The organism is Sphingomonas sp. Leaf198 (assembly GCF_001424005.1).
Taxonomy (GTDB): domain Bacteria; phylum Pseudomonadota; class Alphaproteobacteria; order Sphingomonadales; family Sphingomonadaceae; genus Sphingomonas.
In genome coordinates this window covers 1,005,211-1,017,492 of sequence record NZ_LMPX01000002.1, presented here as the reverse complement: position 1 = coordinate 1,017,492, position 12,282 = coordinate 1,005,211, and the positions used below count along the sequence as shown (strand labels likewise).

Genomic DNA, 12,282 nt, shown 5'->3' with positions numbered 1-12,282 from the left:
TTGGCGGCAGCATGACCGAGCGGCGGGACGACGACAATGCATAGCTTTGTCCAGCATCGCGAAACCGGCGCGGCGGTTCGACCGGATAAAATGTACGATCGGGCGAAACATTGCCGTGCGTAACGAGACTGTAGCAAAGCCTTCGCGAAACTGACCCGGAACGGACCTAGTGGCGCCGGTGGTGGCACAATGGCCGCAGGGGACGTCTTTCAATGCGCAGTTTCAAAGGCCTGCTTCGGGCATCGGTTTCGCTCATCCTGGTCGCGGGTGCCGCTACGGCACAGGCGCAAACACCCGCAACGGCGCAGGATCAGGCAGCGGTCGATCCGCAGACGGGCACGACCGCGGGCAGCGACGACGCTGGCGAGATCGTAGTCACGGGCACCTATGCGCGCAGCCTGAAGGCGGCGACCGAGACCAAGCGCCGCGCCGATTACGGCGTGGATTCGATCAGCTCGACCGACATCGGCAAGTTCCCGACGCAGAACGTCGCCGAGGCGTTGCAGCTGGTGCCGGGCGTGACGATCACGCGGCCGCGCGGCGAGGGGCTGTATGTCAGCGTCCGTGGCCTGGGGCCGCAGTTCCAGAGCACGTTGCTCAACGGCAGCACCGTCGCGCTGAACGACCTGATCGAGAACGGCGGCGCGAACGGCCGCCAGTTCCGCTTCGAGATGCTGCCCGCCGAATTCACGTCGAGCATCGATGTCGTCAAGACGCCGACCGCGAACATGACCGAGGGTGCGCTGGGCGGCAACATCGACGTGAAGACGTTCCACCCGCTCGACGTCGGCACCAAGACGACGGTCAATCTGCGCGGCACCTATACGAGCCAGACCGACAAGGTGAAGCCGAACGCGACGCTGATCACCAGCTTCGCGAATGCCGCTGGTACGTTCGGTATCCTGGCGGGCGCGCAATATTGGGCGAAGTCGGTCCGCAACGATCGCTTCATCAACTTCGGCTGGAACCTGGACAAGTTCACGTCGGCCGCCTCGGGCGGGCTGCCCGCCGGGCTGTACACGCCGACGCGGACCCGGCCGACGATCGAGACCGAGGATCGCAAGCGGATCTCGGGCATGCTGTCCGCGCAGTGGAAGCCGAATGCGGAATTCGAGACCACGTTCGACGTCCTCGCGACCCGGCTCGACGTCGCCTATGACGAATTCGGTCTCGACGTCTATCCCGACGATTCCAGCGTGTCGGGGCACCGACCCGTCATCGTGCCGTCCAGCGTGAAGCTCGACGGCGACACGGTGATCGCCGCGACGATCAACGACGTGCGGTTCATGGCGTCGCGCGAATACAGTCTCAACCGGCACGACCTGCTCAACATCGGTCTGCGCCAGACCTGGGACTCCGATGCCTGGCACGCCTCGGGCGCGGTCAACTGGTCGAGCGCGCACAGCTATCACCCGAACTATGACGAAGGCACGGTGCGCAGCCGGGCGATGTTCTTCGCACCGCTGACCTATGATGCGTCGGCCGGCTACAAGGCGATCCCGACCTTCACCACGCCGGTCGATCCGACCAACCCGGCGAACTACCAGCTGTACCAGTTCAACATCGCGCCGAAGAACAGCAAGGATTGGGATTTCTTCACGCGCGCCGATCTCGCGCATGATTTCGACGGTTTCATCACCAAGCTGGCGGCGGGCGGCGAGTATCACTGGCGCAAGCGCGACTATGCGCGGCGCGACTTCATCGTCAATCCGGCGCCCAACACCCCGCTGTCGAGCCTCGGCACCGGCGCGTACGAGCAATTGCCGTACGACGATTTCCTGAAAGGTGTTCCCGGCAACACGCTGCGCAATTTCCTGGTGCCGGTGACGCAGGCCTATCTCGACAAATTCTTCACCCCCGCGGTGCAGGCGTCGGCGTTGACCCCCGCGGATCTGCGCTCGTCGTTCGTCGTCACCGAGAAGGTGCTGGGCGCCTATGCGCGCGCCGATTACGGATTCGATGCCGGAAGCGTGCCGGTCACCGGCAATATCGGCATCCGCTATGTCCATACCGATCAGGTGGCGAGCGGCACGTTGACGACGGGTAACGTCGCGACGCCGGCAAGCTTCCCCAAGACGTTCAACAACTGGCTGCCGAGCTTCAACCTGCGCGCCGAACTGACGCATGACCTGGTCGGCCGTCTCGCCGCCAGCCGCGTGCTGACGCGGCCCAACGTCACCGACAGCGCGCCGCGGATCACTGTCTCGACCGACGCGCCGACCGCGAGCGGCGGCAATCCCCAGCTGGTGCCGTTCCTCGCGACGCAGTTCGACGGCTCGCTCGAATGGTATTTCAACCGTGCGGGTTCGCTGACCGGCGCGGTGTTCTACAAGGCGATGGACGACTACATCACGCAGCAGAACGTCAACATCGACATTCCCGGGCGCGGCACGGTGCTGCTGTCGACGCAGGTCAATGGCGGCGATGCGAAGGTGTACGGCGTCGAGGCGGCGTACAATCAGGTCTTTACGTTCCTGCCCGCGCCGTTCGACGGGTTCGGCGTGCAAACCTCGTATACGCACACCTCGGTCAAGGCGAGCTACACCGCGGGCGCGCGGCCGATCCGCGACGAGCTGATCGGGTTGTCGAAGAACAGCTTCAACATCGTCGGCTTCTACGACAAGGGTCCGTTGTCGACGCGGCTGTCCTATGTCTGGCGCGACCGCTATCTGTCGGGAACCGGCAGCACGACGCAGGCGCCGGTCTATACCGCGCCGTTCGGGTCGCTCGACGGCAACATCTCGGTCAAGGCGAGCGACTCGGTGACGTTCAGCCTGGAGGGGATCAACCTGTCGGGCGCGCATCTCTACACGTATAACGACGACGAGAACCGCTTCGGCGAGATCAACTATTGGGGCCGGACGATCCTGTTCGGCGTGCGGGCGCAGTTCTGATGCGCGCCCGTCATGCCATGCTCGCCGCGCTCGTCCTCGCCAGCGGCGTCGGTGCGCAGACCGCTAAACCGCTGCGGATGAACGACATCCAGGTCGTCGGGTCGCACAACAGCTTCAAGGCGCAGATCCCGGCGGCGGTGATGGCCGCGCTGCGCCAGCGCGATCCGAAGACCGCGGCGGCGCTCGATTACTATCACCTGCCGCTGTCCGCGCAGCTCGATCATGGCCTGCGGCAGATCGAGATCGACATCTTCGCCGACCCCAAGGGTGGACGCTATGCGAACCCCAAGGGCGAGCAGATCGCCAAAGCGGCGGGCGAGAAGACCGCGTTCGACCGCGCGGCGATGCTGCGGCCGGGCTACAAGTCGTTCCACGTTCCCGACATCGACTATATCTCGACCTGCGTGACGTTGCAGCGCTGCCTCGGCGAGGTGACCGCGTGGTCCCGCGCGCATCCGCGGCACCTGCCGATCATGATCACGATCAACGCCGCCGATACGCCGCAGTCGCCGTTGGTGGCAGCGCCGTTGCCGCTCGACGACGCAACACTGCTCGACTCACTCGATCGCGAAATCCGCCAGGCGATACCGGGACGACGGCTGATCGTGCCCGATGAGGTTCGGGGCGACGCGGCGACGCTGGCGGGCGCGGTGCACGACAAGGGCTGGCCGACGCTGGAGGCTGCGCGGGGGCGAATCTACATCCTGTTCGACGTGCGGCCTGCGGTGTCGAATGCGTACCGGGTGGGCCATCCTTCGCTGCGCGGACGGGCGATGTTCGGCTGGTATCCCGACGGCGAGCCCGAGAGCGCGATCCAGATCGTCCAGGACCCGCTGGTCGACGGCGCGCGGATCCGCGATCTGGTCAAGGCGGGCGTGATCGTGCGGACGCGGACCGACGCCAACACCGTCGAGGCGCGGGCGCACGACCTGGCCAAGGCAAAGGCGGCGGCGGACAGCGGCGCGCAGGCGGTCAGCACCGATTATTATCCGGGTGCGCCCGATCCGGCGGGGCTGAAGTTCGCGGTGACGTTGCCCGGCGGCGCGATGGCGCGGTGCAATCCGGTGCTGGTCACGACGCCTTGCAAGGTTGCGCCCTGACATGAAGCTTTCGGCCCTCTTCGCCGTGGTGCTCGGCACCGGCTTCGCGCTCACGGGCAGCACCGCGCAATCGCTGGCGCGCCCGGCCTTCGTCACCGAGCGCGCGGTGCTGTTCATGCGGCACGGCATCCGCGCGCCGCTGTCGGGTGAAGTGCCGGACGGGACGCGCACCGCGACGCCTTGGCCGCAATGGAGCGTCGCCGAAAGCCGGGTCACGCCCCACGGCGCGCGCGCGCTCGAGATCGTCGCGGGCGAAGACCGGAAATGGCTGGCCGCGAAGGGCCTGCTCGATCCGCAGGGCTGCCCGAAGGCGGGTGCGGTGCGGATCGCGAGCAACAGTTCGGAGCGGACGATCGACAGCGGCGAAGATTACGCGAACGGCTTTGCGCCAGGTTGCGCGATCGCGGTCGAGCATCGCCCGGTCGGGACGGTCGATCCGATGTTCGAGCCTCTGCGTGCGCACGCGACCGCGTTCGATGCGAAGGTGGCGATCGCCGATATCGACCGCTCCACCGGCGGCATGACCGCGTTGGTGGAGCGGCACCGACAGGCCATCGCCGAGCTCGACCGCGTGCTCGGCTGCGGCAGCGGCTGCGTACCGGGCGGGGCGCCGCGCGTGTCGGCCGAGGACGACGGACACGGCATCACGCTGGAGGGGCCGATCCGTGGCACGTCCGGCGTCGCGCAGGTCCTGCTGCTGCAATATGTCGAGGGTTTGCCCGCGCGCGATGTCGGCTGGGGGCGGGTCGATGCCGCCGGGCTGAAGCGGCTGGGCGCGCTGCACGCCGCGTTGTTCGCGGTGTTCACGCGGCCGCCGTACATGGCGGCGCATCAGGCGGCGCTGCTCGGCCGCCGCGTGTTGCAGTCGCTCGAGACTGGGCCGAAGCTCGATGTCTTGATGGGGCATGACACCAACGTCACCGCGCTGGCGGCGGCGCTCGACGTCGATCTCGTCACGTCGGGCTATGCAACCAACGACGTACCGCCGGGTGGTGCGCTGCTGTTCGAGCGCGTTCGCGAGACGCGGAGCGGGCGCGCGTTCGTCCGCGTGTCCTATCGCACGCAGTCGCCCGAGGCGCTCAGGTCGGGTGGACGGGCGATGACCGTCGCCCCGTTGCGGGTCCCCGGATGCGGCGGCGAGCTTTGCCCGGTCGCAGTGTTCGAGCGGGTGTTGTCGGCGCGCCTGGCTGCGGTCCGCTAGAAGTCGTACACGCCCCCAGGCACCGCGGCGACGAACCGGTCCGGAGGAATATCGGAGGCTGCCAGCGCCGCCGCGAGCGCACGCGGCGGCGCATCGCGCGCCTCGTCGGTGAGCTGGAACGTGCCCCAGTGGATGCCGAGCGCCCGACGTGCGTCGACGTCGCGGAAGATGTCGACTGCTTCGGCCGGATCGACATGCTGCGCCGCCATGAACCAGCGCGGCTCGTACGCGCCGATCGGGATCAGCGCGACATCGGGCGATCCGAGCCGCGCGCGCACCTCGCGGAAGATCGCGCCATCGCCGTAGCCCGTATCGCCGACGAACCAGATCGTGCCGGCGGGGGTGGCGAGGTGATGACCCGCCCATAGCGCCATCCGCACGTCGTTCGGCCAGCGGTTCGCCCAATGGCTTGCGGGCGTCAGCGTCGTCGCGATGTCGCTGCCGAGCGACAGCCGGTCCCACCAGTCGCCGACGATGCATCGGGCGTCGGGAACCGCGGCGCGGACGATCGTGTCGTTGCCGAGCGGCGTCGCCATCAGCGGCGCATGGATTGCCTGGATACGCCGCAGCGTCGCCACATCGAGATGGTCGTAATGGCAGTGGCTGAGCAGCACGATGTCGATCGGCGGCAGGTCGTCGAACGCGATCCCCGGCGCGGCGACGCGCTTGGGTCCCGCGAACGAGACCGGGCTGACCCGCTCCGACCAGACCGGATCGATCAGGATGTTGCGGCCGGCAACCTGCACCAGCAGCGAGGCGTGCCCGACCATCGTGATCCGCAGGCCATCGACCCGCGGCGATGGCTTGGCCGGGGTGACGGGTACCGAGCGCGGCCACCGCGCCGCACCTCGCGCCAGCTTCCACCGGAGGACGTCGCCGAGACCGCGATCGGTCGGCGATTGCCCGGGATTGAAGAACCGCACGCCATCGAAATGGTCGCTCGGCGGGCCCTGGTAATAGCGATTGCGCGGCATGGTCGCGTGGTAGCGGCAAAGCGGCGCGAACGCGATGCGGTACCCGCACGCCGGACCTGTTCCGCGCCTCCGCCGCAGCACGGAAACAGGGTCTGGACCGCGTTGCCCATGTGCAACGTAATCGAGGTTATTCGCAGCAAACATGCTTGGAATTGTAATATTGTCTTGCTTGATTACGCGGATGCGGCATTCTTGGGTCATAATGATACACCTGGGGAGGTGGCGTTAGGTTTCATACGGGGGGATTTATGCGGACATCGAAAAGCTTTTTGCGTCTCGGCACCGGCGGATTTGCGCTGGCGGCGATGCTGGTCGGAGCCTCGGCTCATGCGCAGGCCGTGACGTCGGTTCCAGCCGATCAGGCGGCAACAGGAACCGCCGAGGCTCCCGGCGAGGACATCGTCGTCACCGGATCGCGTATCCGGCGCAGCCCGCTCGATCAGCCTTCACCGGTCGTGACCGTGGATGCGGAATCGATCCAGCGGACCGGGCTGTCGTCGGTCGCCGACGTGCTCCAGCGACTGCCGAGCGCGGCCGGCGGTCTCAATTCGAAGGTCAACAATTCGGGTAACATCGGCAATCCGCCTGACGGCGGCGGCGTCGGTGCAGGCTCGGCCGAGATCGACCTGCGCTATCTGACCGCCAAGCGGACGCTGGTGCTGGTCGACGGGCTGCGGTTCGTCAACGGCGCATCGGCGAGCGGCATCCCCTCGACCGTCGATCTCAACACGATCCAGGTCGGGTCGATCGAGCGCATCGAAGTGCTGCAATCTGGCCAGTCGCCGCTGTACGGCTCGGACGCGCTCGCGGGCGTCGTCAACATCATCACCAAGTCGCAGCAAAAGGGGCTGAAGGCGTCCGCGCAGTTCGGCACGTTCCGCCAGGGCGATGGCCATACGCAGGACTATAACGTCAGCTACGGCATCCAGGCACCGCGCACGAGCGTGGTATTTGGCGGCAGTTACGTGAAGCAGGAAGCGGTCAGCACGCGCGATCGCAGGATCTCGCAGTTCCCCAATCCCGGCCAGCGCGCCTGCGAGGAGCCGATCGGCGGCTGTTCGGGCGCGACCCCCAACGGATTCTTCCAGGTCGGCGGCCGGAACCTGACGCTGAAGTCCGCCCCTATCCTCGGACGGCCACGCTACGACGCCGCCAACCCGACCGGCCCGAACAGCGATTTCAAGGAGTTCACCGCCGCCGACCGCTTCAACTTCTCGCCCTACAACTATTTCCTGACCCCGTCCGAGCGCTACGGCTTCTTCGTCAGCGCCAAGCAGGAGCTCACCGATACCGTGAACCTGCGCGTGAAGATGAACTACACGCGCCGCAATTCGCAGAACCAGGCGGCGTTCCTGCCGCTGGTGATCGGGCCAGATGCGGGCAACGGCAATCTGCTCGATACGATCTCGGTGGACGCCACCAATCCGTACAACCCGTTCGGCCACACGCTGTCGGCGGGGGGTGCCGGCAACGGTCCGGCAAACTATTCGACGGTCCGTCGTCGTCTGGTGGAAGCCGGCCAGCGCACCTATTCGCAGACCGTCGATACGATGTCGGCGACCGCCACCTTGGATGGCTCTTTCCATCTCGGCGAGCGCAAATTCTATTGGGACGTCAACGCGGTCTTCGGCTTCAACGACGCCAAGCAGCTGTTCACCGGCAACATCAACGCCGCCAATCTCGCCCAGGCGCTCGGTCCGGTCGCGAACTGCACCGGGGCGTGCGTACCGTTCAACATCTTTGGGGGCGCAGGCTCGGTCACGCCGGCCATGCTCGGCTATATCGCGTTCGACGAGCGTGCGCGCAGCGCCCAAAGCCTCGAGGACTATACCGCCAACATCTCGGGCGAACTGTTCAACCTGCCCGCCGGCGCCGTCGGCCTCGCCGCAGGCTATGAGCACCGCGTTCAGTATGGCAGCTTCACGCCCGATCCCCTGATTACCGCCGGGCTTGGCGCCGACATCCCCGCGCAACCGGCGCGCGGGCATTTCGATTCGGACGAGGTCTATGCCGAGTTGCGCGTGCCCTTGATCCACAACACGCCGCTCATCCAGTCGCTCGAAGTGGGCGGCGCGGTGCGGCATTCGAACTATTCGATCAGCGGCAGCAACACGACCTATACCGGCAGCGGCCTGTGGAAACCGTTCAGCGACCTGCTGTTGCGCGCGTCCTATGCGCAAGGCTTCCGCGCGCCGAGCATCGGCGAATTGTTCGGCGCGGAATCGCGGTCGGACGCGTCGATCGACGATCCCTGCACCAACGTCGCCGGATCGCCCTATCAGTCGTCGGCGACCGTTCGCACCAACTGCATCGCCAACGGCGTCCCTGCGAGTGGCAGCTATCAGGAGCCCAATGGCGGTCAGCTCAGCGTGCTGACCGGCGGCAACAAGGCATTGAGGCCCGAGACCTCGCGGACCTGGCTGTTCGGCGCGGTCTATGCGCCGAGCTGGGCACGGACCAGCGGGATCGCCAGCCAGCTGAGCATCGAGGGCAATTACTACGACATCAAGGTCGACGACGCGATCGCCGCCACCGATGCGACGCTGACGCTCAGCCGTTGCGCGCAGGCCGCGGACGCACTCAGCTGCGCGGCGATCTCACGGACGCCGAACGGCCTGATCTCGCGGATCAACGCGCAGTTGCAGAACATTGGCGGCATCCGCACCCGCGGCGTCGACGTGACCGCGGTCTATCGCTCGCCGCAGACCTCGGCCGGGACGTTCGGGCTTTCGCTCAACGGCAATATCCTGCTGAAATACGCCGAGAGCTTCCCGGCGACGGTCGGCTTCACCACCACCAACTACCAGGGTACGACGCGCGGCTCGCCCGAACAATCCTATCCGAAGTTCAAGGGCAATGCGGTCGTCGACTGGGACATCGGCCTGGCGCGCGCCTCGTTCACCGGCCGCTACATCAAGAGCGTGAAGGAAGCCGACGGCAAGACGCTCGACAACACCTTCTATGGCGACGTCCAGCTGACGCTGACGCCCGACTGGCTCGAACGCCGGCTGGGGCTGACGATCGGCGTGAACAACGTCTTCAACCAGGATCCCCCCGCATGCTTCAGCTGCACCGGGCCGAACTACGATCCGACCACCTACGACGTGCCGGGGCAGTTCGGCTATGTCCGACTGTCCTGGGGGCTCTGACCAGGTCCGGCAGCGACGCGGGCAAGGGGGCGGGTGTGGAGCGATCCACGCTCGCCCTATACCGTTCGGCCCGTCGTCTTCGGGACACGAAGCAGGGCGCGCGCTGCCGGGTGCCGCACACTGCGCGTGGTAATCCGCGCCGTCGCCCCCATCTGGCGCACTCGACAGAGTGAGCGATGGAGAACGACATGAACATCCTGATGGTGCTGACCTCGCATGATCGCCTCGGCGATACCGGCGAGAAGACCGGCTTCTGGCTCGAGGAGTTCGCAGCGCCCTATTACGTGCTGAAGGAAGCGGGCGCGGCGATCACGCTGGCGTCGCCGAAGGGCGGCCAGCCGCCGCTCGATCCCAAGAGCAACGACGAGAGCGCGAAGACCGCCGAGACGCGCCGGTTCGAAGCGGACGACGAAGCCAAGGCGCTGCTCGCGGCGACTCACCGCCTCGACACGGTGTCGATCGCCGATTTCGATGCGGTCTTCTATCCCGGAGGCCACGGCCCGTTGTGGGATCTGGCGGAGGACGCGACGTCGCGTGCGCTGATCGAAGGCGCGATCGCGGCCAACAAGCCGGTCGCTGCGGTCTGCCATGCGCCGGGTGTCTTCCGTCACGTCAAGAACGCGGACGGCAGCCCGCTCGTGGCGGGTAAGAAGGTCACCGGGTTCACCAACACCGAAGAGGCCGCGGTCGGACTGACCGACGTCGTTCCGTTCCTGGTCGAGGATATGCTCAAGGAGCAGGGCGGCATCTATTCGAAGACCGGCGACTGGGGCGTCCACGTCCTGCGCGACGGCTTGCTGATCACCGGGCAGAACCCGGCGTCGTCTGCTGCGGCGGCGCAGGAGCTGGTGAACGCGTTGGGGTAAGTACCGGGCGGTCTTCGGGTTGCCTTTGATGACTTGAGCTCCACCCACGCTCGATCGTCATCCCCGCGCAGGCGGGGATCCATAGTTGCTAGCCTTGCGATCGTATCGCGAAGTTAGCCTTTATGGGTTCCCGCCTGCGCGGGAATGACGGTGGGTGGGGCGGCGTAAGCCCCGCATCGGGCGTTCGTGATCGGCACGCATGGGACAGGATCGCAGCGAGCGGGGCGGCGGCCCGAAGCGGGAAAGGCCCGGTAGCAGGAATCCGGTATTCGCCTGCGCCGCAACCGATTAAGGCCCTCACGGTACCGCTGTTCGAGGATCGACCCTGCACGCTACCGTCCTTCTGAAATGGGTCCGTCGGCGTGTCCGTGCGAGCGAAGTCGCGTTCATCGTGCTCGCAACCGTGGTCGGCGCCGGGGCCGGGCTGTTCAGCGTCCTCCAAGGGGCGATCGCGCGGACGATGCAGCGCGTCCTGTTCGACCTGCCGATCGGCGCACGTCTCAGCGCAGCACCGGCATTGCCCCTGACCGCGCTCCTCGTGCTGCCGATCGGCGGCGCGATCCTCGCCGTATTCTCCTGGGCGACGCGCGCGCGAACGCGGCGGATGGTCGACGCGGTCGAGGCGAACGCGCTCCACGGCGGCCGCATGTCGGTGCGCGACAGCCTGATCATCTCCGGACAGACGATCCTGTCGAACGGCTTCGGCGCCTCGGTCGGTCTCGAGGCCGCGTATGCGCAGCTTGGCGGCGCGGTGGCGTCGGTGGTTGGCAACGCCTTCACGCTGCGGCGCGCCGATCTGCGCAATCTGGTCGGGGCGGGCACCGGCGCGGCGATCGCGGCGGCGTTCGGTGCACCGCTCGCCGGCGCGTTCTACGCGTTCGAGATCGTCATCGGCGCGTATACGCCGACCGCGCTGGCACCGGTCGTTGCGGCGGCGCTGGCGGGCACGCTGGTCGCGCAGCAGCTCGGTATCCATCCCTATGTGATCGATGCGGCGTCGACGATGGCGACCGAATCGCATCACTATCTGATCTATGCGGCGCTCGGCGCGATCTGTGCGGTGATCGGTATCGCGCTGATGCGTGCGGTCGGGTTCGTCGAGGCGGGAACGCGGCGGCTGCGCCTGCCCGACTGGGCGAGACTCGCGATCGGCGGGATGCTGCTGATCCCGATCGCGCTGATGTCGCCGCAGGTGTTGTCGGCCGGGCACGGTGCGCTCCACGCCGATCTCGCGGTCGGCGCGCCGTTGCTGTTCATCCTGACGATCTTCCTTGCCAAATGCGCGGCATCGATCGTCTCGCTCGGCTTCGGCTTTCGCGGCGGGCTGTTCTTCGCGTCGTTGTTTCTCGGCACGCTGGTCGGGCACCTCTTCGCCGGCAGCATGGCCGCGGTCATGGGGCATGACGTGATCGATCCCCGCAACGCAGCGCTCGTCGGGATGGCGGCACTCGCGGTCGCGGTGGTCGGCGGGCCGATGACGATGGTGATGCTCGTGCTGGAGGCGACGCATGACTTCGCGGTGACCGGCGCGGTGCTGGCGGCGGTGCTGGTCTCGTCGACGATCGTGCGCGAGGCGTTCGGCTACAGCTTCTCGACATGGCGGCTTCATCTGCGCGGCGAGACGATCAAGAGCGCGCGCGACGTCGGCTGGGTCAAGACGCTGACCGCGGGGCGGATGATGCGCCGCGAGACCAAGGTGATGCGCGCCGACCTGACGATGGCGGAGTTCCGCCGCCAGGTTCCGCTTGGCGCGACCAGCCGCGCGGTGCTGGTCGACGATGCCGCGCGCTATGCCGGGATCGTCCAGACCCCCACCGCCTACGCCGAGGGCCATGATCCACAGGCACCGGTCGGCGCGCTGGCGATCAACAAGGAGGCCGCGCTCGCGCCAGCGATGGACATCACCGAAGTCATGGCGCGGTTCGACGCGTCGGGCGCGGACGAACTGGCGGTGCTCGACGACGATCGCCGCGTGCTCGGCCTGTTGTCCGAATCGTTCGTCCGCCGACGCTATGCCGAGGAACTGGAAAAGGCGCAGCGCGAACTGTTCGGCGAGCGATGACCGGGCAATCGTGCTGATCGGCGAGAACCATCTGGA

The 12,282-nt window shown here is 67.0% G+C and carries 7 protein-coding genes; 6 read left to right on the top strand and 1 reads right to left on the bottom strand.

What is annotated here, in order from left to right:
- The first annotated feature begins 212 nt into the window (after nucleotides 1-212).
- The 3 genes from ASG20_RS11660 to ASG20_RS11650 are packed head-to-tail and all read left to right on the top strand — an operon-like array spanning nucleotide 213 to nucleotide 5,195.
- Nucleotides 213-2,894, top strand: coding sequence for a TonB-dependent receptor (locus ASG20_RS11660; RefSeq protein ID WP_056052292.1), 2,682 nt, complete (start codon nucleotides 213-215; stop codon nucleotides 2,892-2,894).
- A complete protein-coding gene (locus tag ASG20_RS11655) occupies nucleotides 2,894-3,994 on the top strand; it encodes a Ca2+-dependent phosphoinositide-specific phospholipase C (RefSeq protein ID WP_056052288.1) in 1,101 nt (366 codons plus the stop codon). Before ASG20_RS11660 ends, ASG20_RS11655 begins: the two co-directional genes overlap by 1 nt.
- A 1-nt stretch (nucleotide 3,995) precedes the next feature.
- Nucleotides 3,996-5,195 (top strand): histidine-type phosphatase, encoded by a 1,200-nt coding sequence (locus ASG20_RS11650; RefSeq protein WP_231420726.1) that lies wholly within the window; start codon nucleotides 3,996-3,998, stop codon nucleotides 5,193-5,195.
- Here the strand turns inward: ASG20_RS11650 and ASG20_RS11645 are convergent.
- On the bottom strand, nucleotides 5,192-6,169 hold the full coding sequence (locus ASG20_RS11645; protein ID WP_056052285.1) for an MBL fold metallo-hydrolase: 978 nt from the start codon (nucleotides 6,167-6,169) through the stop codon (nucleotides 5,192-5,194). The two genes, ASG20_RS11650 and ASG20_RS11645, sit on opposite strands and share 4 nt — an antisense overlap.
- Nucleotides 6,170-6,417: 248 nt before the next feature.
- Between ASG20_RS11645 and ASG20_RS11640 the strand changes: the two genes are divergently transcribed.
- The 3 genes from ASG20_RS11640 (at nucleotide 6,418) to ASG20_RS11630 (ending at nucleotide 12,246) form a co-directional block, all read left to right on the top strand.
- Nucleotides 6,418-9,318 (top strand): TonB-dependent receptor domain-containing protein, encoded by a 2,901-nt coding sequence (locus ASG20_RS11640; RefSeq protein WP_056052282.1) that lies wholly within the window; start codon nucleotides 6,418-6,420, stop codon nucleotides 9,316-9,318.
- Nucleotides 9,319-9,506: 188 nt separating this feature from the next.
- Nucleotides 9,507-10,184, top strand: coding sequence for a type 1 glutamine amidotransferase domain-containing protein (locus tag ASG20_RS11635; protein WP_056053107.1), 678 nt, complete (start codon nucleotides 9,507-9,509; stop codon nucleotides 10,182-10,184).
- 391 nt (nucleotides 10,185-10,575) lie between these two features.
- A complete protein-coding gene (locus ASG20_RS11630) occupies nucleotides 10,576-12,246 on the top strand; it encodes a chloride channel protein (RefSeq protein WP_443025926.1) in 1,671 nt (556 codons plus the stop codon).
- Nucleotides 12,247-12,282 lie beyond the last annotated feature (36 nt).

Bases quoted from the DNA above. Each gene is read 5' to 3' on its own strand.
- ASG20_RS11660 (WP_056052292.1), top strand. From the start codon at position 213: ATGCGCAGTTTCAAAGGCCTGCTTCGGGCATCGGTTTCGCTCATCCTG.
- ASG20_RS11655 (WP_056052288.1), top strand. From the start codon at position 2,894: ATGCGCGCCCGTCATGCCATGCTCGCCGCGCTCGTCCTCGCCAGCGGC.
- ASG20_RS11650 (WP_231420726.1), top strand. From the start codon at position 3,996: ATGAAGCTTTCGGCCCTCTTCGCCGTGGTGCTCGGCACCGGCTTCGCG.
- ASG20_RS11645 (WP_056052285.1), bottom strand. From the start codon at position 6,169: ATGCCGCGCAATCGCTATTACCAGGGCCCGCCGAGCGACCATTTCGAT.
- ASG20_RS11640 (WP_056052282.1), top strand. From the start codon at position 6,418: ATGCGGACATCGAAAAGCTTTTTGCGTCTCGGCACCGGCGGATTTGCG.
- ASG20_RS11635 (WP_056053107.1), top strand. From the start codon at position 9,507: ATGAACATCCTGATGGTGCTGACCTCGCATGATCGCCTCGGCGATACC.